Origin of the sequence: Halomonas alkalisoli, from assembly GCF_021412585.1 — a bacterium.
In the GTDB taxonomy this organism is placed as follows: Bacteria; Pseudomonadota; Gammaproteobacteria; order Pseudomonadales; family Halomonadaceae; genus Halomonas; species Halomonas alkalisoli.
Genome location: NZ_JAKCMI010000028.1, coordinates 87,847 through 112,890, shown reverse-complemented (window position 1 = coordinate 112,890; position 25,044 = coordinate 87,847). Strand labels below are relative to the sequence as shown.

At 64.0% G+C, this 25,044-nt stretch carries 24 protein-coding genes and 1 riboswitch; of the genes, 1 reads left to right on the top strand and 23 read right to left on the bottom strand.

The window, feature by feature from the left end:
* Positions 1–87 precede the first annotated feature (87 nt).
* Positions 88–300: riboswitch (cobalamin riboswitch) on the bottom strand.
* A gap of 52 nt (positions 301–352) precedes the next feature.
* The 8 genes from LY622_RS13070 to LY622_RS13035 all read right to left on the bottom strand — a co-directional run bounded on the left by LY622_RS13070 (position 353) and on the right by LY622_RS13035 (position 8,224).
* Complete coding sequence (locus LY622_RS13070) at positions 353–781, bottom strand: bifunctional adenosylcobinamide kinase/adenosylcobinamide-phosphate guanylyltransferase (protein ID WP_234291286.1); 429 nt, start codon at positions 779–781, stop codon at positions 353–355.
* Complete coding sequence (locus LY622_RS13065) at positions 733–1,371, bottom strand: histidine phosphatase family protein (RefSeq protein WP_234291285.1); 639 nt, start codon at positions 1,369–1,371, stop codon at positions 733–735. The genes LY622_RS13070 and LY622_RS13065 overlap by 49 nt, the downstream gene beginning before the upstream one ends.
* A gap of 25 nt (positions 1,372–1,396) precedes the next feature.
* Positions 1,397–2,179, bottom strand: coding sequence for an adenosylcobinamide-GDP ribazoletransferase (cobS, locus tag LY622_RS13060; protein ID WP_234291284.1), 783 nt, complete (start codon positions 2,177–2,179; stop codon positions 1,397–1,399).
* Positions 2,176–2,721: a bifunctional adenosylcobinamide kinase/adenosylcobinamide-phosphate guanylyltransferase gene (locus LY622_RS13055; protein WP_234291283.1), complete on the bottom strand. Its 546-nt coding sequence runs from the start codon at positions 2,719–2,721 to the stop codon at positions 2,176–2,178. The genes cobS and LY622_RS13055 overlap by 4 nt, the downstream gene beginning before the upstream one ends.
* Positions 2,718–3,809, bottom strand: coding sequence for a threonine-phosphate decarboxylase CobD (gene cobD / locus LY622_RS13050; protein ID WP_234291282.1), 1,092 nt, complete (start codon positions 3,807–3,809; stop codon positions 2,718–2,720). The genes LY622_RS13055 and cobD overlap by 4 nt, the downstream gene beginning before the upstream one ends.
* Positions 3,806–4,786 (bottom strand): adenosylcobinamide-phosphate synthase CbiB, encoded by a 981-nt coding sequence (gene cbiB / locus LY622_RS13045; RefSeq protein WP_234291281.1) that lies wholly within the window; start codon positions 4,784–4,786, stop codon positions 3,806–3,808. The genes cobD and cbiB overlap by 4 nt, the downstream gene beginning before the upstream one ends.
* On the bottom strand, positions 4,783–5,859 hold the full coding sequence (gene cobT, locus LY622_RS13040) for a nicotinate-nucleotide--dimethylbenzimidazole phosphoribosyltransferase (protein ID WP_234291280.1): 1,077 nt from the start codon (positions 5,857–5,859) through the stop codon (positions 4,783–4,785). The genes cbiB and cobT overlap by 4 nt, the downstream gene beginning before the upstream one ends.
* An 82-nt stretch (positions 5,860–5,941) precedes the next feature.
* Complete coding sequence (locus tag LY622_RS13035; protein ID WP_234291279.1) at positions 5,942–8,224, bottom strand: heavy metal translocating P-type ATPase; 2,283 nt, start codon at positions 8,222–8,224, stop codon at positions 5,942–5,944.
* 98 nt (positions 8,225–8,322) lie between these two features.
* On the opposite strand from LY622_RS13035, the gene LY622_RS13030 reads away from it, so the two are divergent.
* On the top strand, positions 8,323–9,405 hold the full coding sequence (locus tag LY622_RS13030; protein ID WP_234291278.1) for a PA0069 family radical SAM protein: 1,083 nt from the start codon (positions 8,323–8,325) through the stop codon (positions 9,403–9,405).
* Between the two features lie 2 nt (positions 9,406–9,407).
* Here LY622_RS13030 and LY622_RS13025 read toward each other — a convergent pair whose 3' ends face one another.
* The 15 genes from LY622_RS13025 to glpK form a co-directional block, all read right to left on the bottom strand.
* The gene (locus LY622_RS13025) at positions 9,408–10,118 is read right to left on the bottom strand and encodes a glutathione S-transferase family protein (protein ID WP_234291277.1); all 711 of its coding nucleotides are present in this window, start codon (positions 10,116–10,118) and stop codon (positions 9,408–9,410) included.
* A 63-nt stretch (positions 10,119–10,181) separates the two neighbouring features.
* Entirely contained in the window at positions 10,182–11,045 is an 864-nt protein-coding gene (locus LY622_RS13020) for a DUF2797 domain-containing protein (protein WP_439649588.1), read from the bottom strand.
* Positions 11,029–11,313 carry a YeaC family protein gene (locus LY622_RS13015; protein ID WP_234291276.1) on the bottom strand — a complete coding sequence of 95 codons (285 nt, stop codon included), beginning with the start codon at positions 11,311–11,313 and terminating at the stop codon, positions 11,029–11,031. The genes LY622_RS13020 and LY622_RS13015 overlap by 17 nt, the downstream gene beginning before the upstream one ends.
* 15 nt (positions 11,314–11,328) lie before the next feature.
* On the bottom strand, positions 11,329–12,174 hold the full coding sequence (locus LY622_RS13010) for a rhomboid family intramembrane serine protease (RefSeq protein WP_234291275.1): 846 nt from the start codon (positions 12,172–12,174) through the stop codon (positions 11,329–11,331).
* 263 nt (positions 12,175–12,437) lie between these two features.
* The gene (locus LY622_RS13005; RefSeq protein ID WP_234291374.1) at positions 12,438–13,424 is read right to left on the bottom strand and encodes a metallophosphoesterase; all 987 of its coding nucleotides are present in this window, start codon (positions 13,422–13,424) and stop codon (positions 12,438–12,440) included.
* 19 nt (positions 13,425–13,443) lie between these two features.
* Positions 13,444–14,325: an NAD(+) kinase gene (locus tag LY622_RS13000; RefSeq protein WP_234291274.1), complete on the bottom strand. Its 882-nt coding sequence runs from the start codon at positions 14,323–14,325 to the stop codon at positions 13,444–13,446.
* 59 nt (positions 14,326–14,384) lie between these two features.
* Positions 14,385–15,254, bottom strand: coding sequence for a carboxylate/amino acid/amine transporter (locus LY622_RS12995; protein ID WP_234291273.1), 870 nt, complete (start codon positions 15,252–15,254; stop codon positions 14,385–14,387).
* A 123-nt stretch (positions 15,255–15,377) separates the two neighbouring features.
* A complete protein-coding gene (locus LY622_RS12990; RefSeq protein WP_234291272.1) occupies positions 15,378–17,018 on the bottom strand; it encodes a glycerol-3-phosphate dehydrogenase/oxidase in 1,641 nt (546 codons plus the stop codon).
* 196 nt (positions 17,019–17,214) lie between these two features.
* Positions 17,215–18,954, bottom strand: a complete 1,740-nt coding sequence (locus LY622_RS12985) for an ABC transporter substrate-binding protein (RefSeq protein WP_234291271.1) — start codon at positions 18,952–18,954, stop codon at positions 17,215–17,217.
* 63 nt (positions 18,955–19,017) lie between these two features.
* Positions 19,018–19,290, bottom strand: coding sequence for a DUF2160 domain-containing protein (locus LY622_RS12980; RefSeq protein ID WP_234283213.1), 273 nt, complete (start codon positions 19,288–19,290; stop codon positions 19,018–19,020).
* A gap of 16 nt (positions 19,291–19,306) precedes the next feature.
* Entirely contained in the window at positions 19,307–20,200 is an 894-nt protein-coding gene (locus LY622_RS12975) for a carbohydrate ABC transporter permease (protein WP_234283214.1), read from the bottom strand.
* Position 20,201: 1 nt separating this feature from the next.
* On the bottom strand, positions 20,202–21,086 hold the full coding sequence (locus LY622_RS12970) for a carbohydrate ABC transporter permease (RefSeq protein ID WP_181872729.1): 885 nt from the start codon (positions 21,084–21,086) through the stop codon (positions 20,202–20,204).
* Positions 21,079–22,179 (bottom strand): ABC transporter ATP-binding protein, encoded by a 1,101-nt coding sequence (locus LY622_RS12965; RefSeq protein ID WP_234291270.1) that lies wholly within the window; start codon positions 22,177–22,179, stop codon positions 21,079–21,081. Before LY622_RS12965 ends, LY622_RS12970 begins: the two co-directional genes overlap by 8 nt.
* Before the next feature lies 1 nt (position 22,180).
* The gene (locus tag LY622_RS12960; protein WP_234291269.1) at positions 22,181–23,269 is read right to left on the bottom strand and encodes an ABC transporter ATP-binding protein; all 1,089 of its coding nucleotides are present in this window, start codon (positions 23,267–23,269) and stop codon (positions 22,181–22,183) included.
* 97 nt (positions 23,270–23,366) lie between these two features.
* Positions 23,367–24,872, bottom strand: coding sequence for a glycerol kinase GlpK (gene glpK / locus LY622_RS12955; RefSeq protein WP_234291268.1), 1,506 nt, complete (start codon positions 24,870–24,872; stop codon positions 23,367–23,369).
* Positions 24,873–25,044 lie beyond the last annotated feature (172 nt).

Genomic DNA, 25,044 nt, shown 5'->3' with positions numbered 1-25,044 from the left:
TTCTATGCGAAGCCGGGGTGGCGTGAAGGGAACGAGAAAGGGAGAGAAAAGCGGCTTCTACCCTGCCTCGAGGTTACCCACCGCAACCCGACAATGTTCTCTCGGGCCGGTCTCCGGGCTGACGAGCGAAGCGGCCAGTAGGACGCGCTTCGGGCCCACCGCCTTCCCATGCCGGGGCACAGTGGCGTAATGATGGACCCACACTCGATCACCGTTGCGGGGGCAGCGTCGGAATGGGGCGCACCGACTTCCCGTTTAACCTCGATATTGCAATGAGGCACCTGAGAGTGGGCGTAAGCTAGCAACAGCAGCGACAGGCGTCAACGCATCGTTACGCTCAGTCTGATATGGATCAACGACTTAGCTCTTTCACCAATCCATTCCATAGGTACCACACCCGCTCGCAGCGCGACGCGGCGTCCTGGGCGAGCCAGCCATTGAGGTCACGCAGCCGCCGCTTATCGGCGCCGAGCGGCACGATCCCGCGGCCCATCTCGAGCATGATCAGCACTGCCTCGCCGCCATGCTCGGCTTCCCAGGCACACAGCGCGTCGAGCTCGCTGGCCATCGCCTGGCGCAGCCTGTCGTCGTCGGGCTCGCCATCGAGGCGTTCGGCTATCCAGCACTCCCAGCCTTCAAGCACCAGGCATGGCGCCTTGGCCAGCGAAGGCCACGACTCGAGCCGACAGCCCGCATAAGCGGAGTGCCAGCGGGGAGAATCGAAGCGCTGCCTTACGATACCGCGCTTGCCGGCGCAGGCACCGCCGATGAAGAGCTGCATTGCCAGCCTCCCTGCCGATGGGTAAAGGTCAGCCGCCGCCCCTGGGCCTGACCGACGCTGCCGTCCCAGAAGTCGATGGCCTCGAAGCGCCGGCGCAGTTCGCGAATCACGCCGCCATGGGTCACGGTCAGTATCCGGCGGTGCCCTTCGGCCTCGGCGGCCAGGAACAGCTCCGTCAGCCAGGCGCCAAGCCGTTGCCTCAGCGCTGCCGTGGATTCTCCACCGGGCGGGGCCTGCTCGCCGCGGCTGTCGATCCAGTCCCGATAGAGCGGCTCGTTCTTGAGGTCCGCATAGCGCATGCCTTCATAGTCACCGAAGTCGAGCTCGCGCAGCCGGGCGTCGAAGCGGGGCTCGCAGGATACGTCACCGGCACTCCACACATGTGCCAGGGTCTGTCGGCAGCGGGTAAGATCACTGCAGTACACCGCCTCGAAACGCTCATCGGCCAGCTGGTCCCGCAGCCGATCCATGGCATCGAGTGCATCGGGCAGCAGCAGTGGGATATCGCGCTGCCCCTGGTAACGCTGCTCGCGGTTCCAGTCGGTCAGCCCATGGCGGACGATCACCAGTTCCAGCGTTGTCGAATCCATGACAGTCTCTCCTTCTCCCGGGCAGTTAGTTGATGATCGACACCCACCAGACCCAGGCAATCAGCAGCAGCAATAGCTCCCCAGCCTCGACGGCGGCCCCGACGATATCGCCATTGATCCCGCCGAAGGCGCGGCTCATGAGCAGGCCATAGCCCAGCAGGAAAAGCAGCAGACAACCCAGCAGCAGCGCAGCCAGCCCACTCGCCAGGAACAGCCCACCCGGCAGCAGCCAGAACACCGCCACCAGGGGCACCAGCGAGAACGCAAGATCGCGGCGTTGCAGGTGCTGTCGCCAAGCCCAGGCCAGGCCCTCGCGCCGGGCGCAGGGTGCAAGCAGCAGCAGCGCGACACCACCCAGGCGCCCCAGGGCTGGCACCACCACGAGCACGACCAGACTCACTCCCGCCTCCAGCAGGGCCCAGAGCAGCGTTACCTTCCAGCCCAGCAGGAAGACCAGCGCCAAGATGCCGAAGCTGCCCACCTGGGGGTCCTTCATGATCTCCCAGCGCCGCTCCAGCGGCGCATTGCTGCCCAGGGCGTCGGCCACGTCCATCAGGCCATCCAGGTGCAGCCCACCGGTGAGCGCCACCCACAGGCTAAGCAGCAGCAGCGCCAGCATTGGCGTGGGTAGAACACTCTGCAGCAGCGCCCCGAGGCTGGCAAGGATCGCCCCGAGCAGCAATCCGACAAGCGGGTAGCAGCGCAGCGCCCAGCGGCTGGTGGCAGGCGTCCAGGGGCATGCAACCGGCACCGGCAGCCGGGTCAGGAACTGGATCGCCAGCAGCAGGCCATAGCCGGCTTCTCTCATGGTGCGGGCTCCTCATCGGTTTTCCATTCGATGGCCATGCCCGCCACCACCTCGACCACGCGATCCGCCTCCATGGCCAGCTGACGGTGCAGCCGCTGCAGGAAGGCCAGATAGCGCCAGGTCTCGGCGTCCCGGGGCGGCAGGTCCTCGTTGAGGTCGTTGGATACCACCACCAGGGCGATCTGTCTTTTCCCGGCGTCGAGTAGCAGCTCCGCCAGTTCTGCGCACCCCTCTTCTTCGTCGAAGCCGGCTTCATAGAGCGCTCGGCTGGCCCAGAGCGTCAGGCAGTCGAGCAGCACGGTGGCCCCGACCGGCACCTCCGCGAGCGCCTTACCGAGCGCCAGCGGAGCCTCCCGGGTGGTCCAGCCGCTGCCTCGTTCGCGTCGATGACGCGCGATACGGGCCGCCATCTCGCTGTCCGAAGCCGTGGCGGTGGCCAGGTAGAAACGTGGCCCACCACGCCGCTGCTGCCAGTCGAGGGTCAGCCGCTCGGCCACTGCGCTCTTGCCCGATCGGGCCCCGCCGCTGACGAAGGCGATCATGGCGCCCCCTCCGCCGTCAGCGCCGCCAGCAGTCGATCGTTGTCGGCGCGTCCGCGCAGCGCCAACCGAACCCAGCCTCCGTCGAGGCCGGGGAAATTATGCGTATGGCGGGCCAGGATGCCGGCCTGCAACAGTCGCCGCAGCAATGCATCGCCTGTTGGGGAGCCACTGCCCTGGCGCACCAGAAAGAAATTGACCCGGCTCGGCACCACCTCGAGGCCCAGCGACAGCAGGCCCGACTGAAGGCGCGGACGCTCCTCACGCAGCCAGGCATGGGTGCGATCGAGGAAGTCGCTATCCGCCAACAGGGGCGCCACCAGGGCAGCGGAAAGGTGATTGACGCTCCAGGGGGGCTGGCCAGCCTGGAGCCGACGGATCGTCTGCGCGCCTGCCAATAGATAGCCCAGCCGCAGTCCCGGCAGGGTATACAGCTTGGTCAGGGAACGCAGCAGGATCAGGTTGTCGAAACGTGCCAGCAGCGGAGTCAGCGCTTCCCCTGGCTCGTCGACGAAATCGATGAAGGCCTCGTCCACCACCACCGTGACGCCCTGCTGCCGCGCCGAATCGAGCAGCCTCTCCATGGCATGCCATGGCAACAGGGTGCCGGTGGGGTTGTTGGGCCGGCAGAGAAACAGCACGTCGGCCTGGCGGAGCGGGGAGGCGAGCCTGTCCGGGTCCAGGTCGAAGGCCGGTGCCGGCAGGGGAAGCGAGGTGATCTGGAGACCATGTGCCGCGCAGGCCCGGGCATACTCCGAGAAGCTTGGCTCGACGATGACCGCCTGGCCACGGGCATGCAGCCCGGCGGCCAGAAAGATCGCCTCGGCACCGCCGTTGGTCAGCAGTACCTGATTCGGGTCAACGCCTTCGTGACGGGCGATCGCCTCGCGTGGCTCTGTGTAGCTCGGGTCGGGGTAGCAGGCTAGTCCCGCCATCGCACCGGCAATGGCATCGCCCAGCCAGTCGGGTGGCCCCAGCGGATTGAGATTGGTACTGAAGTCCACCAGGGACTGGATCGCCGGCAGGCCGAAGCGTTCCAGCAGGGCTGACGCCTGTCCGCCGTGACTCGGCCAGGCACTGTGTGACGTCATGCCAGCCCCTCCTTTACCACTATCATGAGCGCCATCAGCAGAACGAAGAGCAGCCAGGTTCCATGCAGGTGGCGGATCGACAGCGCGATATGACGAACCTCCAGCGCCGCGAGCGGCCGCCCCAGCGTGGCACGATGGGAGGCGACCCCGGCATAGTGGTTGGTGCCGCCCACCTGAACGCCCATCAGGTTGGCCATCATCGCCTCCGGCCAGCCGCTGTTGGGACTGGCATGGCGTGGTGCCTCGCGCCAGGTGGACGCCAGGGCACCGCGGGTACGTGCGCCGGGAATCGTGAAAGCCGCCAGCCACATCGCCAGCGCGGTGAGCCGTGCCGGCACCCAGTTGGCCGTATCGTCGAGCCGGGCAGATGCCCAGCCGAAGTCACTGTAGCGCTCGTTGCGATAGCCGACCATGGAGTCCAGGGTATTGACCGCCTTGTAGGCCAGGGCCAGGGGAGCCCCGCCGAGCAGGGCCCAGAACAGCGGCGCGGTGACACCATCGACGCTGTTCTCGGCCACCGTCTCCACTGCCCCCCGTGTGATCTCGCACTCGTCGAGCGTTGCCGTATCGCGCCCAACGATCATCCCCAGGGCACGGCGCGCCCCCGCCAGGTCACCGGCGACCAGGGGCCGAGCCACGTCCCGTGCGGCATCCTGCAGTCCCTTGATGGCCAGCGTGGAGGCCAGCAGGCCGATCTCCGCGGCCAGCGCCAGCAGGGGGTGAAGCCATGCCAGCCCCGTCAGCAGTCCCCAGGCCAGGAGATAGACGCCCATGACCACGAGAAGGGTCATGATGGCTCCCTTGCATTGGCGCGCGTGTGGCGAACCGCGGTTCCAGGCTCTCTCCAGCCGGGCGATCACCCGCCCCATGCCCACCACCGGGTGGGGCAGACAGCGTGGATCGCCAATTACCAGGTCGAGCAGGATCGCCATCGCCACCAGGGCAAGCAGGGCCAGAGAGAACGGCTCTGCCGTCATGCGCCTTCGCTGCCCGCAACCCCGGCAGAGGCGAAGGTGGCCATATCGGCCAGCATTCGGGTCGCCGCTTCCAGCAGCGGAAACGCCAGCGCCGCTCCGGTGCCCTCTCCCAGGCGCAGCCCGAGCTCCAGCAGCGGGTCACCGCCCAGCGCCGTCAGGGCATGCACGTGGCCCGGCTCCCGGGAACGGTGGCCAAAGACAAGGTAGTCGCGCACCTTCGGGTCGATACGACACGCCAGCAACGCCGCCACGGTGGCAATGAAGCCATCCACCAGCAGTGGGACACGTCGAGACGCCCCGCCCAGGTAGGCGCCGGCCATGGCGGCGATCTCGAGCCCTCCCAGCTTGGACAGGATATCCAGCGGATCCTGAGGGTCCGGCGCCCGGGCCTCGATGGCGCGCTCGATGACGTCTTGCTTGTGGGCCAGCCGGCTCTCGGGAATGCCGGTGCCCTGCCCGGTCAGATCGGCTACCGGCTCACCGGTCAGCACCGCCAGCATGGCGCTGCTTGCCGTGGTATTGGCGATGCCCATCTCGCCCACGATCAGGCAGCGACACCCGGCGGCCACGGCCCGTTCGGCGGCGCGAATGCCCACCTCGATCGCCTGCACCGCCTCGCTTCTCTTCATGGCGTCCTGCTCGGCAAAATTGGCGGTGCCCCTGCGCACCTTGTCGTGCACCAACCCACTCTCCCCGCCCCGCGCGGCGCTGTCCCGGGAGAGTTCGCTGGCCACACCCACGTCGATGACCTCGAGCCGCGCACCGATCTGGCGGGCGAAGACATTGATGGCTGCCCCGCCGGCAACGAAATTTCCCACCATCTGGGCGGTAACCGCCTGGGGAAATGCCGAGACGCCCTCGGCGGCGACACCATGGTCGGCGGCGAATACCAGCACGCCGGGCGGGGTGATACGGGGCAGCTCCTCGCCCGTGATGGTGGCGAGGGTGATCGCCAGCGATTCCAGCCGGCCGAGACTGCCCGGCGGCTTGGTCAACTGATCGAGGTGATCGGCGACGCGGCCAGCGATGTCCCTGTCGGTGGACTGGAGGCGGGCAAGGGTATCGGCGAGCATCGTGGCATCCTGCGTGGGGTGTGGAAAGGAACATGGAAAGGGGCACCATATTAGCAAGGGCAGGGCATGGTGCGCATGCCGCTCAGGAGACCCGCTTAGTCTCTATCGCGAACTCACCGCCCTCTGGCCTCAACGGTTTCCCTGCCTCGCCCGGCTCGGCTGCCGGCTCCGCGCCGTCATGCCATGCCAGCCGAGCGGAGTTGCCCATGACGCTCAGCGAACTCGCCACCATGGCCAGCACGGCGATCAGGGGAGGAATCGCCATGCTCACCGCCAGCCCCAACGCCAGGGCATTGTAGAGCCCCGAGAGCACCAGGTTCTGGCGCATCACCCGCCGGGTCCGCCGGGCCAGCCACCATGCGGAGGCCACGCCCTCGATGCCCGGGCGCATCAACACCACGCCGGCCCCTTCCCGGGCGGCCGAACTCGCACCCAGGGGTGCAATGCCTACCGTTGCGGTCGCCAGGCCCAGCACGTCATTGATGCCGTCCCCCACGTAGAGCGAGGGCTGGGGCAGTGCACCGACGAGCCTTGCCTTGGCTTCGGGGCTCCGCTCCGGGTAGCACTCCTCGGCCGACAGGCCCAAGGTCCTGCCAAGGCTTTCGACGGCACCTCGCCGATCGCCGCTGATCAGAGCCAGGGCCAGGCCGGCTTCACGCAGCCCTGCCAGCGTCTCGCCGGTGCCGGGTAACGGCTGCTCCCCCAAGGTAAAACTCCCCAGCCAGCGGCCATCGCAGGCCAGCAGTATCTCGCTGCTCGACGCCTCGCCGTATTCAGGCGCGCGAATGCCCTGCTCCTCCAGCCACGAGCGACTGCCCAGCAGCAGCTCGCGGCCATCATCGAGCCGAACCCGTCGCCCACGTCCGGCCAGTTCCTCCGCCCGGGTGACGCTCTCCGCCTCCGCCTTTGTCACGGTTACGCCTTCATCACGCAGATGACGTCGCAACGCCCTTGCCAGCGGATGCTGGCTATCCCGGGCCGCCTTGGCCGCGAGCGACAGCAGCGTCGCCCGTACGACATCGGGTGCCACGTTGACGCCGAGCACCCTCGGCTCCCCGGGCGTCAGGGTGCCGGTCTTGTCGAACGCCGCGGCCCGGATGCCCGCCAGGCTCTCGAAGGTGCTCGGGTCGCGAAACACCACGCCCCGGGCGAGTGCCTGACCACTGCCCCCCAGCCCGGCCAGGGGCACCGCCAGGCCCACGGCGCAGGGGCAGGCCACGACCAGTACCGACAGCGCCCGCACCAGGGCTTCCTCACCCGGCACGCCCGCCAGCAGCGCCATGCCCCAGGTGAACAGGGCCAGCGCCACGGCCAGCGGACTCAGCCAGGCGGCGAAGCGGTCGGCCAGGCGCTGTAGCTCACCCTTGCGCGCCTGCTGCCACCACATCTGCTCACGCAGCTTGTCCAGTCGGCACTCACCGGCGACGGCCGTCACCTCCAGTATCAATGGCCCACCCAGGTTGCGACAGCCAGCTGCCACGGCGTCACCCGGCAGGCAGCGACGTGGCGCACTCTCCCCGGTCAGCGGCGCAAGGTCGAGCAACGCCTCCCCCTCCCTGAGCACCCCATCCAGGGGAAGCACCTCGTCTTGTTCCACACAGAGACAATCCCCCGGCGCAACGGTCTCCACCGGGCAGCTCCGCCAGCGGCCCCGGTCCCGTCGTCGCACCTCACCGGGTGGCGTATGCAGGGCATGCAGTGCACGCAGGCCGCGATGACGGCAGAGGGTCTCGACCAGCCGACCCGCCAGCAGCAGCAGGATCAGCATGACCGCCGTATCGAAGTAGACCTCTGCCGAGCCTTGATAGAGCAACCACAGCGAAACCCCTACGGCCCCCAGGGTGCCCAGCGAGACCAGCGCGTCCATGCCGGGGCGCCTGGCGCGCAGGGTTCGCCAGGCGGCACGATAGAATGGCAGCCCGGCATAGACCACGACAGGCAAGGCAAAGGCTCCCGACACCCAGGCCAGTACCTGCTCCAGTCCGCCATCGGGCAACGCCCCCGCATAGATCAGCAGCGATGCGATCATCGTCCACATGCCGAAGGAGGCGGCGATCAGCAGCCGCAAGATGAGGTAGCGGCTCTCTTTCTCGAGGCGTGCCTCGGCATCGCCGGCCGCCTCCGGTGGTCCCAACCGATAGCCGATGCGGCGTACCGCGCTGGCCAGGACGCTCTCGTCGAGAGCCTCGGCTTGCCCGCACACCAGCAGGGTCGCGCTGGGATAATGCAGGCTGGCCGACGTGACGCCGGGCAGCCGTTCCAACTGCGCCTCCACCGCAAGGGCACAGCTGGTGCACCAGAGCCCCTGCACGGAAAAGAGCGCTTCGGCGAGGTCCCGGGATTCACTGTGGGTAGATGACGTCATGCCAACAAGCGTAATGGGCTGCCGTCATTTATCCAGCATTGGCACTTCATAGGCTGGTCTCTATACTGTACATAAATACAGCTAACGGAGTCGTGACCATGCCGCCATCCGACCAGCAGCCGCCACGCAAGGGGCGCGGCGCCACCTTCAATCCGGACAACCGCTTCGCCCCCACTCACAGCGAAACCGAGGACGATGGCTGGTGGCAGGACGCGACGCCTCAACGTCTCGCCACACTGGTACGCGACGAAACCGCCCGCAGCGCCCTGTCATGGAACCGCTCCCCGGACCTGCCCTTCGACCGCTCGCTCAACCCCTACCGGGGCTGCGAGCATGGCTGCATCTACTGCTATGCCCGGCCCAGTCACGCCTACTGGGACCTCTCGCCCGGGCTCGACTTCGAGACCCGACTGATCGCCCGCAGCGGCCTGGTGGAGCGCCTGCGGGAGGAGCTATGCCAGCCGAGCTATGTCTGTCGGCCGATCAGCCTCTCCGGCAATACCGACTGCTACCAGCCGCTGGAAGCGGAGCGCGGTAGCACCCGAGAGATACTCGCCTTTCTGCTCGAGTGCCGCCATCCGGTTTCGATCATTACCAAGAGCGCCTTGATCCTGCGCGATCTCGACCTGCTGACCGCGCTGGCCGGCCACAACCTGGTTCGCGTCATGATCAGCCTGACAAGCCTGGACCGTGACCTCAAGCGCACCCTGGAGCCGCGAGCCGCCTCCCCCACCGCCCGGCTGCGAACCATCGAGGGACTCGCCCAGGCCGGCGTGCCGGTCGGCACCCTGATCGCCCCGGTGATTCCCGGGCTCACCGACCATGAAATGGAGCGACTGCTGGAGGCGGCCCGAAAGGCCGGCGCCGACTGCGCCGGATGGACCCTGCTGCGACTTCCCCACGAGGTTGCACCGCTGTTCGAGGAGTGGCTGCATGCCCACTACCCCGAGCGGGCCGCCAAGGTAATGAGCCTGATGCGCCAGTGTCGCGGCGGCATGACCTATGACGCCCGCTACGGTAAGCGCATGCGTGGCCAAGGGGTGTTTGCCGACCTGCTGGCCCAGCGCTTCGGTCATGCCTGCCGGCGACTGGGCTTCAATGAACCGGCCGCACGCTCGGCGCAGCGGCTGGATGTCACGGCCTTCCGGCCGCCCCGCGACCAGGGCGACCTGTTCGAATAAAGTCAGTCGGCCTGTGGCCGCGATTCTTCCGTCACCTCACGCCGATCCTCAAGGACGGTGCCGCTCCTGTGCAGCTCGGCTTCATGGTCCGCCTCGCGCCAGGGCTCGGCCAGTGCCTCGGTGTACCATTGCCGCATGGCCGGCAGTGCCAGCAGGCGCTCGGCATAGGCCAGTGACGGCTCGCTCAGCTCCAGGCCGAAGGTCTGCACGCGAAATGCCACCGGGGCGAAGAAGGCATCCACCGCCGTGAAAGCGTTGCCCGCCAGGAAGGGGCCGCCAAAGCGCTCGAGCCCCTGCTGCCAGAGCTCGTCGAGCCGGGCCAGGTCGCGCGCCAGCTTCGGCGACACCTCATGCAGCCGCACCCGCACCCCGCAGTTCATGGCGCACTGCCCACGCAGCGCGGAGAAGCCGGCGTGCATTTCGCTACTGGCGCAGCGGGCCCAGGCCCGGGCATCGTCGTCGGCAGGCCATACGCCGGCATGCCGCTCCGCCAGGTACTCGATGATGGCCAGCGAGTCCCAGACCGGGCGGGCGCCATCTTCCAGGCAGGGGACCAGGCCCGATGGCGAGAAGCTCCGGAACGAGGCCCAGCTGGTGCCGGGATCGAAGGGTGTCAGGCACTCCTCGAAGGGGATCTCGAGCTGGCGCATCAGCACCCAGGGGCGCAGCGACCACGAAGAGTAGTTCTTGTTGGCGATATGCAGGCGATACATTGTCCTGTCCTGAGCTGTCGGAAGCACAAGCATAGCCTCTTGCCGCAACACTGCGACACCGTTTCAGGCCACCGCCACCTCGTAGCCGGTGAACTTGCGCAGGTTGATAACGCCACTGTCGAGGATCAGGTACTGCCCCTTCAGGCCAAGCAGGGTGCCGGCCACGACGGGATTGTTGTCGAAGTTGTGGGAGACGATCTTGCGGGGAAATTCCAGGACCGGGTACTCGAACGCCATCGGCGAGGCCTCGAGCACCTGAATCGCCTCGGCCCCGAAGCGCTCGTGCAGGTTGGCCAGCCCCCCTTCCAGGCGCGCCAGCAGCCGATCCCGCTCGGCGCAAAGATCCAACGGCTCGACCTCGCCCTTGAGCATGGCACGCCAGTTGGTGCGATCGGCCACCTCCTCCTTGAACAGCATCTCGACGAAGCCCGACTGCTGACGCGTATCGACCTGCAACACCGGCAGGGCCTGGATCGCTCCCTGGTCCAGCCAGCGGGTCGGCACCTGGGTGCCGCGGGTGATGCCGACCTTGAGGCCGGAGGAGTTGGCCAGGTAGACCACATGGGGCTGGAAGCAGTGGCGCTCCCCCCACTCCGGCTCGCGGCAGGTGCCGGCGAAATAATGACAGGTCTCCGGCTTCATGATGCAGGTATCGCACTGGGCCAGCTTCTTGAAGCAGGGATAGCAGTGACCCTGGGCAAAGCTCTTCTTCGTCGCACGACCGCAATGGGTGCAAGCGATGGCGCCCGTCCAGGTCAGCCGCAGCGGCTTGCCCAGACGCGCATTAAGGTCGAGACGCTGCTCGCCGGCGCGCAGGGTATAGCGTACCGGTTCGCCCTGTTCACCGGGGACGATAGCCATCTTGCTCAGGCAGCCCTGAAGCGTTGTCTCGGCCTCGATCAGGCGGGCATCAGTCACGGGTGGCATCCCGGGCCAGTCCAGCCAGCTCCGGCGGCACATCGGCGCCGGAGCTGGCGCTACCGCAGGTGCGCTGCTCCAGATAGCCGACCCGCTGCGCCTCGGGCACGTTGTTCTCCACCTCGTAGCGCATCACCGCCTCGAGACAGAGTTCGGTCTGGTCAGGGGTCAACATCCGGCCATCCGGCCATTTACGCAGGGACACCGCCTGCTTGAGGCTATCGTAGATGGCCGGGGTCATCTGCTGGATCATGCGCTCGAAGGTCATGTCGCTCATTGCAAACTCTCTTGATCAAAGGCGGCGGGCACGCCCGGAATAATACCACCCCATGGCCAGCCCCACGACCAGGCCGCCAAGATGCGCCTCGTTGGCCACATTGCCGAAGCCCACGGCGGCGGCGGCATCGGTCATGGTGAAAACCATCCAGCCCAGCATGAAGACCACCAGCATCTGGGGAACGAAGAAGCCGCTCTGGGGCGCTCGCCGTGACATCAGCCAGACGTAGCCCAACAGGGCGAAGTCGACCCCGGACATACCGCCGAACAGCACCGTGCCGGTGGCGTACTGGGCCAGGTTGGCGCCGATGCCGGCCACCAGCAGGATCGTCAGCATGCGCCAGGAGCCCTGCAGGGCCTCGACCTGGCGTCCGAAATACCACAGCCACAGCATGTTGAAGATGAGATGCATCCAGCCGAAATGCAGGAAGGCTGGAGAGAGCAGCCGCCATACCTGTCCCGAGGCCATGGCATCGCCCAGACTGCCGAACATGACGCTACCGTTGACGATGCCCACAGGCACGATGGTCAATGCAGCCACCACGATATCGCCCATCACCCCCATCAGCGCGAATACCAGCAGGGAAAGTGCCAGTGCCGTGGCCGTAACCGGCGCCTGGCGGAATGGCACCGCCAGCGAGTTGCCGCCCGATGCCTTCCGACGCCGCTCGGTGGTGAGCCGCTCGCCCCGCTGCCAGCGCGACAACAGCTGTATCATGGCGTCGTGCTGATCGGGGTTGGCCAGCCACAATACCTGCCCCTCCTCCTCTTCGGTGAAGCGGTGGCCGATCCGGTGGGCCCAAAGCGCTCGGCGCAGCTCTCCGATCTCGGCATCATGGGGAAACAGCATGATGCGGTACATGAACACTCCCTGAAGTCATTACGGGTTCAATTCTGCTTCGCAACGGCGAGCGCCACAATGGCTTGCGCTGGAAATGATGGTTTGTACGGAAGAATCGTGCCGACGCAAAGAAAAAATCCGGCGGAGGGGGCCGCCGGATAAGAGCAAGGGATCATTCAAGGGAACACTTACTCTGATGGACATTGCAGCGGGAAGTTCAGGGCCGAGAGAGAAAATGTTGTTATTCTTTGTAATGGCATTGCCAGCCTTCCGAACGGCACCGCTCAGTCGAAATCGATCTCCCATGGCCTGGGCCTTGCTGCCTCCTCCTGAGGCACCCGAACCCAGACGAAATGGTTGGCGTCGAGCCGCGCCTCGCCGCTCCAGCGGTAGGCGACCAGCCGCCCGAACTTCACGGCACTGTAGTCGAGGCAGGCGATGTTGGCCGTCGGCAGGGCCGGAATTCCCTCGCACCAGTAGTGGCCGATGAACAGCGGCCGCTCCTCCAGGCCGTAATGACTCAGTCGAGCCCGCTCGTCTTCGGTCAGGGCACGTGCCTCCAGCCCCCCCGGCAGATTGTCGGGTTGAAAGATGACGTCGCCCCAGGTACGCGGCTCCCTCGCCCAGAAATGAGCGCGAAAGCTGCGCCGGGTAAAGCCGTCCCCTGAATGGATCTCGACGCCTTCCGGCAGCGGCAGGTGAGTCCCCCGGGTCAGCCGGTCCAGAATCCGGCACGCCCGGGTTCCCGATGTGACCGACTCTTCCAGGAAGACTTCGTCGATCTGGCCATCGGGGTGGGTCTGACGCAGCGAGTCGATCAGGGCCTGGTCCCAGCAGGCATGCACCACTCGCAGGCCGGGCAGCTCCAGAAACAGCGGAATTTCCAGGAACCAGGCGAGGGCCTCCTCCCACTCGGAGGGGTGGTCGCGATACTGCTCCAGGGTCTCCTTGATGATGCGATTGTGCCGCGGCGAATGCTCTCGCAGCCACTCCCGGCCCAGACGCCGGGGCGCACGATGGCAGTAGGCCAGGGCATTGTACTCGTGGTTACCCATGACGATATGCGCCTCGCCCTCCTCCACCATGCGCCGGGCGATGCTCACCGCCAGGCGGATACGGGGGCCTCGGTCGATCAGGTCACCCAGGAAGATCACTCGGCGTCGCGGGTGGCGGTAGACGCCACCGCGCTGGTGATAGCCAAGCTTCTCCAGCAGGGCGCCCAGGGTGGCGCCGCAGCCGTGCACGTCGCCGATGAGATCGTAGCCTTCGATTGCTGCCTGTCTCGTCACGTCAGTCCCCCAGCCGATTGCTCCAGCCCAGCTTGCTGCGCAGGACCTCATAGAAATTGTGGCCCAGGGGATGGACCAGCTGCACTCGCTGGGGCTTGCGCTTCACGACCAGGACATCGTCGGGCTTGGCCACGGCACGGGTCTGGCCATCGCAGCTGATATGGGGGTAGGTCTGATTGGTCTCGCCGATATGCACGCGGATCTCGCTGGCCGCATCGATCACGATGGGCCGGCTGGAGAGGGTATGGGGAAACATCGGCACCAGCTCGATCACGTCCAGCTTGGGATGCATGATCGAGCCGCCGCCGGAGAGGGAATAGGCGGTGGACCCGGTAGGCGTGGCCATGATCAGGCCATCGCTGCGCTGGCTGTAGACGAACTGGCCGTCGATGAACAGCTCGAACTCGATCATCCGCACCGCCTTGCCCGGATGCAGCACGATCTCGTTGAGCGCATCGCCACTGCCAACCTGGACCCCATCCCGGTAGAGTTCGGCATCGAGCAGGAACCGCTCTTCCACCTCGTACTGCCCGGCCAGCACCTGCCCGACGCGCTCCTCGAGCTCGTCCGGCGAGATATCGGTCAGAAATCCCAGGCGGCCACGGTTGACGCCCAGCACCAGGGTACCGCTATGGCAAAGCGTCCGCGCCGCACCCAGCAGGCTGCCGTCACCGCCCACCACGATAACCAGATCGCAGAGTTCACCGAGGGTGCGGCGACTGGCCTCCGGATGTCCATGGTCGAGCAGCACGGTAGCGGTGCGATCCTCGATGATCACATGGTAATCCCGCTCGTCGAGGAAGTGCAGCAGCCGCTTGAGGGTATCGACCACCTTGGCACTGCCCAGGCGACCGATCAGACCGATGTTCTTGAAGGTTTGCATGCCCTGGCCTCTCGGATCACGGCCGGCCATTATGGAGGCTGGCAGCAGGCCGGGCAAACTCAAGCCGCAACCGCTGCCCGGCGACGCAGCCACCACTCGTTGAGAAACAGCGAGCCGACGATAATGGCTCCGCCGATAGCCAGGCGCGGCAGGTCGGCCTCGCGGTTCCAGATCACCAGGTTGACCACAAGCCCCGCGGGGATCAAGGCGTTGTTCATGATCGCCAGGGCGCCGGCATCCACGCGGGTCGCCCCCAGGTTCCACAGGAAATAGCCGATGCCGGAGGCCACCAGGCCCAGCCAGGCGAGCACGCCCCACTGCAGACTCGTGGTGGGCATGGCACCGGCATTGCCCAGCAGGGCAAAGGCCGGCAGTGCGACGATCAAGGCACCGAGATAGAACCAGGCGAAGACGCTATGGCGCGGCAAGGATGGCGGCAGAGTCGCCGAGAGACGGCGGTAACCCACCTGGCCCAGGGCAAAACAGAGATTGGCGCCCTGTACCACCAGGAACCCGAGCCAGAAGCCGCTATCGAGCCCCTGGTAGCGGATCACCGCCGCGCCCAGCACGGCGAGGGCCGCCGTGAGCAGGTAGAACGGCGTGAAGCGGCCGAACAGCGCATCGTCGAGCAGCGTGACATAGAGGGGCGTGAAGATGGTGAAGAGCAAAACTTCCGGCACCGTCAGCAGCAGGAATGACTGATAGAAGAAGATATACATCAGGCCGAGCTGCACGGCGCCCAGCGCCATCAGCGTCATGCGCTGCCGCCCCTGCAGGAGCGACGGCCGCAGGAAGGGCAGGAATATCAGGGCCGCCAGGGCAACCCGCACCAGCACGGCGAAATAGCTGTCCACCTGGCCAGCCAGGTAGACGCCGATCAGCGAGAACGAAAAGGCCCATAGTGCGGTAACGCCAATCAGATAGCCCACGGTAAACTCCATAGAACGAAATAGTTGACAGCGATTATACGCACAACCGACCCCGCATCAATTCCCTGTCGACCTCTTTCCCGAGCCCCCTTTCCCCTGGCCGAGACCACCCGAGACCGTTCCTTACTCGCCGGTTGTCGGCAGGACCGCCTCTTCGCCACGGCTGGCGGCAAAATACTCCTCGTACCGGGCCTCGGCCTGATCACCGAACAGGATCGCACAGGCTTCTCTCAGCCCGGGCGAGTCACGTATCGCCGACTCGTGCACGACGAGGGCGATCTTTGAGCGTCGACGCAGGAAATCCTCCAGACGGGTGACCATTTCGCGACGCTGGGCATGACGCAGTTCGCAGCGCAGGTATTCGGTTCCCTCTATCAATACCTCGGCCTGCCGCCGGTCCTCGCGGATCTCTTCGAGCATCTCCAGGGCATGGGTGCCGTAGCGGCGCCATAGGCGGGTCGACAATGGCTCGGAGGCCTCCGGTGCCGTCATGGCGTCGAGCCCCATCAGCGCGGCCTGATGCATGAACTCCTGCCGGACCTCTGCCGGCGGCTCGCCATACCAGCGGTGGCCCGGGTGAGGTATCGTCACGCCCATGTTGCGAACGGCATCGACCACCTCGTCGCCGACATTGAGGCAATCGGTGAGCTTGCCGCCGAAAATGCTCAGGTGGGCGTCGTCGCCATTGATGTCGATGGCATGCTTGCGCGACAGCTGAAGAAAGTCGCGATCAGCACCGCCGCTGGCCCGTACGGCCAGGGGTCGAACGCCGCATCGGGTGGAGATGATGTCGTCGGTGGTCAGGGGCTTGTCCAGGGTAAGCCGCTTGTTGATGTTGTCCAGGACGAAGCGGATGTCCTCCTCGGTGACACCGACTTCCGGCTTCTCGACCCGGGTGTCGGTGGTACCGATACAGGTTCTCGGCCCCATGGGGATGACGAAGAAGAGACGGCCATCGTCGGCGAAGAAGGCCAGTACGCGCTGACTGTCGGTCAGTCGCGGCACGATCAGGTGAATGCCCTTGGAGTAGACATGACGATAATCGGTCTGCTGCCCCGTCAGGGCGTTGTGCTTGTCCACCCAGGGACCCGCCGCGTTGATCAGGACGCGAGAGCGCACCTCCAGCGTTCTGCCATCCATTACGTCACGCAACTGGGTGACCCAAAGCCCGTTCTCACGCCTTCCACCCAGCGACTCGACATAATTGACTGCCACGCCGCCATAATTGAGCGCCCCACGAACGAAGTTGAAGACGAAGCGGGCGTCGTTGTCATGGAGATAGGCGTCCGAGTACTCGAAGCCACCCATGGCCTCGCCCACGTCGACGATCGCTTCGCTCTGCTTGATCGCCGAGGGCGTCAGGAAGCGGGGGATGCGCGTAAAGCCGTTGCCGATCAGCCAATAGAGCCAGCTGCCGGCCCAGAGATAGCGGGGGTGGTATCGAAAGCCCCTCGAAATGGTGGTCAGGAAACGAATCTCCTGCACCGTCGAGGGGTAGCTCTTGATCAGGTGATTACGACTCTTGCAAAGCTTGCGAACCAGGGCGAAATCACGGCTCTCCATGTACTTGATGCCGCCCCAAACCAGATTGGAGGAGTGCATGCTGGTGCTGCCGGCGAAGTCGCCACGTTCGACCAATGCCACCCTGGCGCCCTTTCCTGCCAGGGCCGCCGCGGCAGCTGCACCGTTGATGCCACCGCCGACGATCAGGACGTCGAAGACCTCTCCCGTCAACTTGTCGATATTGCTGCTGCGCAGTTGCATGTGTGGACCTATCTGGAAATTCGGACCTTTTCGAAAAAAAACCCGCTCGGCAAGCGCCGAACGGGGGAAAAGTTGACCCGGTCAGGCTACCGGAAACACGAACAGCGGGTGTCGGGCTCGGGCGCGGCAAGTCGGTACGGGCTTGCCGCGCCGGTGAAAGTGGTCTCGGTCAGGCACCACCGCCCGACAGGACCCCTCAACGTGTACCGGCAGCCATCCACTCCTCCATCATCTGGTCATAGGGAACGGTGGTGCCTTGTGGCATCTCGTCATCGAGCTTGGCCTTGGGCGCGCCATCCTGCGACAACCAGTACTCGGCGTCCTGCTCCTCGTTGAGTGCGGGTGCATAGGCCTCGAACACATTGGCCCGAGCCAGGCGGGACATGATGTTGTCCATGGCACCGGCCAGGTTGTCGAGACCTTCCTGCGGCGTGATTTCACCGCTGATGACCGGTGCGAGGTTCTGCCACCAGAGCGGCGCCATGCGCGGATAGTCAGGCACGTTGGTACCGGTCGGCGTCCAGTTTGACTCGTTGGGGCTGCGATAGAACTCCACCAGGCCACCCAGCTTCGGAGCCATCTCGGTCATCTGGTCGGAGAAAATGTCGGATTCACGGATTGGCGTGAGGCCGGCAATCAGCTTTTCCAGGGAGACGGTCTTGGCGGTGGTGAACTGGCCGAACAGCCAGGCAGCGGTACGGCGATCCTCCGGGGTGGAGTCGAAGAAGGTCCAGGAGCCCACGTCCTGATAGCCCACCTTCATGCCCTCTTCCCAGTACGGGCCCACCGGTGACGGCGCCATGCGCCACTTGGGATTGCCTTCTTCATCGGTGACCGCGACGCTGGGATCGGTCATGTCGGCAGTAAAGGCCGTGTACCAGAAGATCTGCTGGGCGATCTGGCCCTGGGCAGGCACCGGGCCGGCCTCGCCGAAGGTCATGCCCTGGGCCTCGGGCGGCGCGTAGTCGCGGAGCCAGTCCACGGCCTTCTGCATGGCAAATACCGAGGCAGGCGCATTGGTACCCCCACCGCGGGTCACGCTGGCACCCACCGGGCGGCTCTCTTCATCGACACGGATACCCCAGTCGTCCACCGGGTTGCCGAACGGTACGCCCGGGCTGCCCATGCCGGCCATGGAGAGCCAGGAGTCGTGGAAGCGCCAGCCAAGCGACGGATCACGGCGGCCGTAGTCCATGTGCCCATAGACCTGCACTCCGTCGATCTCGCCAACGTGCTCGGTAAAGAACTCGGCGATGTTCTCGTAGGCCGTCCAGTTGGTCGGCACGCCCAGGTCATACCCGTAGATATCGCGGAACTGCTCCTGCAGGTCCTCGCGCTGGAACCAGTCGTAGCGGAACCAGTAGAGGTTGGCAAACTGCTGAGTCGGCAGCTGGTAGATGCTGCCATCGGGGCCGGTGGTGTACTGCAGCCCGATGAAGTCATCCAGATCCAGCGTCGGCAACGTAAAATCCGCCCACTCGTTCTCCATCGCCTGGGACAGGTTGACGGTGGTGCCATAGCGGATATGGGTACCGATGGCGTCCGAGTCATTGACGTAGCCATCGTAGATGTTGCGGCCGGTTTGCATCTGGGTCTGCATGTTGTCCACTACATCACCCTCGCCGATGATGTTGTGGGTCACGCTGATGCCGGTAAGCTCCTCGAAGGCCGGTGCCAGCACGTCGCGCTCCCAGACGTGGGTGGTCAGACCCTCGGCGACGGTATTGATCTCCATGCCGCGGAACGGCTCGGCGGCCTGGGCAAACCACAGCAGCTCCTCGATCTGCTCCTCGCGTGAGAGCGTGGAGTTCTGGAAGTGTTCATCGACCAGTCGTTCGGCGATGGCCCGTGCATCGTGGGAGTCGGCATGCAGCGCGGCAGACGCAAGCAGAATGCTGCCTGCCATTGCCGTCAGTTGGATCCTTTTGTTCTTCATGTTGACCTCGTTGTGCGTATTGTTAGTCATCCGTGACACGTTTATCGTCCGTACTGCCTTGGTTCAGCCCCAGCGCATCAGCACCAGCAACCATAAGACGGAAGCCCCCAGGGCAAACCAAATCGTGATATCGGTGAAGCCGACGACTGCCAGATGAATATAGGCAGCGGAAAGCAGGCCTATGAAGAGCCGGTCGCCACGGGTGGTGGCGATCGGCAGGAAGCCACGCCGCTCCACCGTGGGCGACGCCAGCTCCCAGGCCGTCATGCCAAGCAGTATCGCGGCGATGACAGAGAAGAAGATTGCCGTGGGTAACGTCCAGACCATCCATTCCATCGTGGTTTCCTCCCGTTCAGGTCCGGCCCAGGGCAAAGCCCTTGGCAATGTGATTACGCACGAAGTAGACCACCACGATGCCCGGGAGGATGGTCAGCACACCGGCCGCTGCCAGGGTTCCCCAGTCGATACCCGACGCCGTCGAGGTACGCGTCATTATCGAGGCAATCGGCTGAGCATTGGTTGCGGTCAGCGTGCGGGAGAGCAACAGCTCGACCCACGAAAACATGAACAGAAAGAACAGTGTCACGCCGATTCCCGAGCGAATCATCGGGATGAATATCGTGACGAAGAAGCGTGGAAAACTGTAGCCATCGATATAGGCCGTCTCGTCGACCTCCTTGGGCACGCTACTCATGAAACCTTCGAGAATCCATATCGCCAGCGGGATGTTGAACAGGCAGTGAGCCAGTGCGACGGCGATATGGGTATCGAAAAGGCCCACCGAGTAGTAGAGCTGGAAGTAAGGCAGCAGGAAGACCGCCGGTGGTGCCATCAGGTTGGTCAGCAACCAGAAGAACAGGTGCTTGTCGCCGATGAACCGGAAGCGGCTGAAGGCATATGCGGCAGGCAGCGCCACCGAAATGCTGATCAGCATGTTCATCAGTACGTAGGCCAGCGAGTTGACGTAGCCCATGTACCAGTTGGCATCGGTGAAGATGCCCACGTAGTTGCCCAGTGTGAAGTTTTGAGGCCAGAACGAGAAGCTGCCGAGTATCTCGCTGTTGGTCTGGAACGACAGGTTGAGCAGCCAGTAGATCGGCAGCATCACGAAGACGAGGTAGAGCCCGAGCAACGTGCGGCGCCGCCAACGAATGGGGGCGGAGCGTGCCCGCTTGCGACGCTTGGCAGCGCTCTCGGCGGCCTGTTGGCGAACGGTTTCAGGCGTGGTCGGTACGGAGCGGGTCATGTCAGGCTCCTCCCTGATTGGCATTGTCTTTCTGCATATTCATGATGGCGGTATAGAAGACCCAGCAGACCAGCAGGATGATCAGGAAATAGATCAGGGAGAACGCCGCCGACGGGCCCAGGTCCTGCTGACCGATGGCCATGGTGGTCAACGACTGGCTGAGGAAGGTGGTGGAGCTGCCCGGCCCGCCGCCGGTGAGCACGAACGGCTCGGCATAGATCATGAAGGAGTGCATGAAGCGCAGCAGGATGCCGATGACCAGAACGTTAGTCAGCTTGGGGAGCTGGATGTAGCGGAACACCGCCCACTTCGATGCCCTGTCGATGCGCGCTGCCTGGTAGTAGGCATCGGGAATCGAACGCAGGCCGCTGTAGCAGAGCAGAGCGATCAGCGGCGTCCAGTGCCACACGTCCATAAGGATGATGGTGGCCCAGGCATCGGCGGGATTGCGGGTGATATTGTAGGCGTAGCCCAGTTGGCGAATGCCCACGCCCATCAGGCCGATGTCGCCGCGGGTGAAGAGCTGCCAGATGCTGCCCACCACGTTCCAGGGAATCAGCAGCGGCAGGGTTATGAGGATCAACACGGCAGATGCCTGCCAGCCCCGCTTTGGCATCAACAGGGCGATGCCGATGCCGAGCGGCACCTGAATGGCCAGGATGGTGAAGGAGAAGGCAAACTGACGCAGCAGAGCGGCCTGCAGCGTCGGATTGTTCAGCATCGTCTCGAACCACTCGGTTCCCGTGAAGAAACGCGTATTGGCATCGAAAACGTCCTGGACCGAATAATTGACTACGGTCATCAGGGGTATGATGGCGGAAAAAGCCACCAGCAGAAGCATGGGCAGGATGAGAAACCATGCCTTGTTATTGTATACCTTATTCATCACCCACCTCCACGCGATACTCATCGACGTACAGGTTCAAATGTGCATCCGGAAAGCGCACATGAACCCGATCCCCTGACACGACCTGACCCTCATCGATACGCGCCTTCAGATTCTGGCCAGCGAAATGGAAGGAGAGGATGCGGTAGGTGCCAAAGTCCTGGGTGTTCTTGACTTCCACCACACAGGTATCGTCGGATGATTCCGGCAACACCTCTACGAACTCAGGGCGTATACCGATTTTCAGATTACGAGAGCCTGCACGCCGCATGGCAGCCTGGAAACGTTGGCTCAATGGAAACGAGACACCATTGACCAGCGCCCCCGACTTCGTCAGCTCGACATCGAGAAAATTCATCCCCGGGCTGCCGATGAAATAACCCACGAAAGTGTGTGCCGGCACTTCGAATAGCTCCCGCGGAGTACCGAACTGCACGACCTGTCCGTCATACATCACCGCTATCTTGTCGGCGAAGGTGGAGGCTTCGAGCTGGTCGTGCGTCACATAGATCATGGTGATATTGAATTTCTCGTGGATCTCCTTGAGTTTGCGACGCAGTTTCCACTTGAGTTGAGGATCGATGACCGTCAGCGGCTCATCGAAGAGGATGGCGGAGACATCGTCACGTACCAACCCGCGCCCCATCGATACTTTCTGCTTTTCATCCGCAGTCAGGTTCTTTGCCTTGCGCTTGAGCAGCGAGGTGAGATCGAGAATATCTGCCACTTCTGCAACCCGCTGCTTGACCTTGTCTGCCGACGTGCCGATGTTTCGCAGAGGGAACGCCAGGTTATCGAAAACCGTCATGGTGTCGTAAACCACCGGAAACTGGAAAACCTGAGCGATATTACGCTCCTCAGGAGGTAATTCGTTCATGACCTGGTCATCGAACAGCACCTGCCCATCAGAGGGTGTCAGCAGGCCGGAGATGATATTGAGCAGGGTGGATTTTCCACAGCCCGAAGGTCCAAGAAGCGCATAGGCACCTCCCTGATGCCAAACGTGATCCATTTCACGTATGGCATAGTCTTGCGGCCCGTCTGGACTGGTCGAATAGCTGTGAGCCAGCGCCTTCAAAGTAATCTGAGCCATCTCACTGCACCCCTGGCCGTGCAGGAATGTGTACGACGCCACCACTCCTGTCGAAGGCATATATCTTGTGTGTCGGAAAATAGACCTTGATCGTCTGGTCTACATCGAAGTCATAAATCCCCGTGAGATGGAGAACCAAATTGAACAAATCGTTTCTCACATGCAGGTAGGTTTCAGAACCACTAATTTCCGCAATATCAACCGTTACCTCGAGCTCAAGGTCATCATCGGCCTGTGGTTGCAAACCGATATGCGATGCCCTGACGCCGAAGTGATACTGACCCGGGGCCAGCGCGCCCAGATCCTGATTCAATGGAAAATGGATATTTCGGTCGAATGTCACCTCTGAACCCGACACCATCGCCGGTACAATATTGATGGGCGGCTCGGAGAACATCTCGGCGGAAAGGATGTCCTTCGGTCGATGATAGACATCGTCGGTACGGCCATACTGCAACAACCTTCCCTCATGCAGTACCGCAGTATAGCCGCCCAGTGCCAGCGCCTCGTTGGGTTCGGTCGTGGCATAGACGGCAATGCAGTTACGTGTCTTGAAGAGCTCCCGAAGCTCTTCGCGAAACTCCTCGCGCAACTTGTAGTCCAGGTTGACCAGCGGCTCGTCGAACAGGATCAGGTCGGCATCCTTGACCAGGGCCCGGCCCATGGCGGTACGCTGCTGCTGGCCACCCGACAGCTCCTGAGGGAACCGGTCCAGGAGATGCTCGATATGCAGCATCTCCGCGGTTTCATGAACCCGCCTGTTGATCTCTGCCTTGGGAACGCGGGCCAGCCTCAATGGCGACGCAATGTTGTCGAAGACGGTAAGGCTCGGATAGTTGATGAACTGCTGGTAGACCATCGACACATTGCGCCGACGTACCGAGGTTCGGGTAACGTCCTCCCCGTTCATCAATATTCTTCCTCGGGTCGGCGTATCCAGCCCGGCCATGATTCGCATCAGTGTCGTCTTGCCGGCCAGGGTTCTTCCCAGCAGGACATTGAACGAACCCGGCGCCAACTCCAGATTGACGCCTTCGATATGCGTGGCCCCGTTGACCACGTGATCGACGTTTTCCAGGATCAGTGACATGCTGAACTCGCTGTCATCGTTGTTATGTCGGATTGTTAGTCACCGCATGCTGCGCGATGACCGCCAAGGATCTGGCCTGCCGGGGCAGGCACACAGCTCAGGCCGGCACGGCCTCGCCGAGATCGCTCCTCACACGTCGCACGGCACTCTGCCAACCGTCGTAGAGCGATTCCCGCTCGGCAGAAGTCATGCTCGGCGTGAAGGTTCGCTCGCATTGCCAAAGTGCGGCCAGCTCATCCAGTGAGCGATACCACCCCACCCCCAGCGCGGCCAGATACGCCGCACCCAGGGCCGTTGTCTCGAGGACCGCCGGCCTGTCCACCTCCTGGCCGAGCATGTCGGCCAGGAACTGCATCAGCCAGCTGTTGCACACCATGCCGCCATCGACCCTCAGCCGCCCCTGCCCCAGCGCCATGTCCTGCCCCATGCAGACATGCAGGTCACGGGACTGGAAGCAGACCGATTGCAGGCCGGCGGCGACGATCTCGGCAATGCCGGTATCCCTGGTCAGCCCGAAAATGGCGCCTCGTGCCCGCGGATCCCAGTGCGGCGCCCCCAGGCCGGTGAAGGCGGGAACCAGATAGACGCTGTGCCCCGCGCGAGTCTGGTGGGCGAGGCGCTCGGTCTCGGCGACATCCTTGAAAAGCTGCAAGCCATCCCTGAGCCACTGCACGGTTGCACCAGCCACGAAGATGCTGCCCTCGATGGCATAGGTAGGCCGGCCGTTGAGTCGATAGGCAAGCGTAGTCAATAAACGGTTATTTGAAACGACCGCTGTCTCACCGGTATTGAGCATCATGAAGCAGCCGGTACCGTAGGTACTCTTGGCCATTCCCGGCTCGAAACATGCCTGCCCGACCAGGGCGGCATGCTGGTCACCCGCTACGCCCGCTATCGGCACCTCGCAGCCAAGCAGCGATGCATCGACCAGGCCGAAGTCATCGCTGGAATCCTTGACTTCGGGTAGCAGGGCGGAGGGGATATCAAACAGTTCGAGAAGCCTTTCGTCCCACGCCTGGGTGTGGATATTGAAAAGCAAGGTGCGCGATGCATTGGTCGCATCGGTGAGGTGCTGCCTGCCACCGGTCAGCCGCCAGATCAGGAAGGTATCGATGGTGCCGAAGGCCAGCTCACCGCGCTCGGCGCGCTCGCGAGCGCCGGGGACTTCGTCGAGAATCCAGGCCAGTTTGGTGGCGGAAAAATAGGGATCGATCAACAAGCCGGTCCGTGCCTGAACGTCCTCGGCGTGGCCAGCAGCGTTCAGGCTTTCGCACTGCTGCACGGTCCGCCGGTCCTGCCAGACGATGACCGGATGGATCGGTCTGCCAGTGGTGCGATCCCAGACCAGCGTGGATTCGCGCTGATTGGTGATTCCGACACCCGCCAGATCGGCGGCCCGAACACTCCCTTTTCTCAGGACATCACGACAGATGAACTGCACCGACTCCCAGATCGACTCCGGGTCGTGCTCGACCCAGCCATCCGCGGGAAAGGACTGTGCAAGCTCCTGCTGGGAGATGGCCACAGGGCGGAGCTCACGGTCGAAAAGAATCGCCCTGGAGCTGGTGGTGCCCTGATCGATGGATAGCAGATAGGAAGACATACACTTCGCCCTGGTTATTGTTCTGGGTCGATTCGGCGTAGAGATTGCGCCCAGCGCAACCGAAATGTTCGCTTTCAATCATTCCTGACCGAAAATGTTCGATTTCGATAGCGAGACTAGCGCACGACCCACCCATGGGCAACGTTCACGAGCGCCTCACGCCCTAGACCTT

Coding starts and splice junctions, on each gene's coding strand:
- LY622_RS13070 (WP_234291286.1), bottom strand. CDS start 781: ATGCAGCTCTTCATCGGCGGTGCCTGCGCCGGCAAGCGCGGTATCGTA.
- LY622_RS13065 (WP_234291285.1), bottom strand. CDS start 1,371: ATGGATTCGACAACGCTGGAACTGGTGATCGTCCGCCATGGGCTGACC.
- cobS (WP_234291284.1), bottom strand. CDS start 2,179: ATGAGAGAAGCCGGCTATGGCCTGCTGCTGGCGATCCAGTTCCTGACC.
- LY622_RS13055 (WP_234291283.1), bottom strand. CDS start 2,721: ATGATCGCCTTCGTCAGCGGCGGGGCCCGATCGGGCAAGAGCGCAGTG.
- cobD (WP_234291282.1), bottom strand. CDS start 3,809: ATGACGTCACACAGTGCCTGGCCGAGTCACGGCGGACAGGCGTCAGCC.
- cbiB (WP_234291281.1), bottom strand. CDS start 4,786: ATGACGGCAGAGCCGTTCTCTCTGGCCCTGCTTGCCCTGGTGGCGATG.
- cobT (WP_234291280.1), bottom strand. CDS start 5,859: ATGCTCGCCGATACCCTTGCCCGCCTCCAGTCCACCGACAGGGACATC.
- LY622_RS13035 (WP_234291279.1), bottom strand. CDS start 8,224: ATGACGTCATCTACCCACAGTGAATCCCGGGACCTCGCCGAAGCGCTC.
- LY622_RS13030 (WP_234291278.1), top strand. CDS start 8,323: ATGCCGCCATCCGACCAGCAGCCGCCACGCAAGGGGCGCGGCGCCACC.
- LY622_RS13025 (WP_234291277.1), bottom strand. CDS start 10,118: ATGTATCGCCTGCATATCGCCAACAAGAACTACTCTTCGTGGTCGCTG.
- LY622_RS13020 (WP_439649588.1), bottom strand. CDS start 11,045: ATGCCACCCGTGACTGATGCCCGCCTGATCGAGGCCGAGACAACGCTT.
- LY622_RS13015 (WP_234291276.1), bottom strand. CDS start 11,313: ATGAGCGACATGACCTTCGAGCGCATGATCCAGCAGATGACCCCGGCC.
- LY622_RS13010 (WP_234291275.1), bottom strand. CDS start 12,174: ATGTACCGCATCATGCTGTTTCCCCATGATGCCGAGATCGGAGAGCTG.
- LY622_RS13000 (WP_234291274.1), bottom strand. CDS start 14,325: ATGCAAACCTTCAAGAACATCGGTCTGATCGGTCGCCTGGGCAGTGCC.
- LY622_RS12990 (WP_234291272.1), bottom strand. CDS start 17,018: ATGCAACTGCGCAGCAGCAATATCGACAAGTTGACGGGAGAGGTCTTC.
- LY622_RS12985 (WP_234291271.1), bottom strand. CDS start 18,954: ATGAAGAACAAAAGGATCCAACTGACGGCAATGGCAGGCAGCATTCTG.
- LY622_RS12980 (WP_234283213.1), bottom strand. CDS start 19,290: ATGGAATGGATGGTCTGGACGTTACCCACGGCAATCTTCTTCTCTGTC.
- LY622_RS12975 (WP_234283214.1), bottom strand. CDS start 20,200: ATGACCCGCTCCGTACCGACCACGCCTGAAACCGTTCGCCAACAGGCC.
- LY622_RS12970 (WP_181872729.1), bottom strand. CDS start 21,086: ATGAATAAGGTATACAATAACAAGGCATGGTTTCTCATCCTGCCCATG.
- LY622_RS12965 (WP_234291270.1), bottom strand. CDS start 22,179: ATGGCTCAGATTACTTTGAAGGCGCTGGCTCACAGCTATTCGACCAGT.
- LY622_RS12960 (WP_234291269.1), bottom strand. CDS start 23,269: ATGTCACTGATCCTGGAAAACGTCGATCACGTGGTCAACGGGGCCACG.
- glpK (WP_234291268.1), bottom strand. CDS start 24,872: ATGTCTTCCTATCTGCTATCCATCGATCAGGGCACCACCAGCTCCAGG.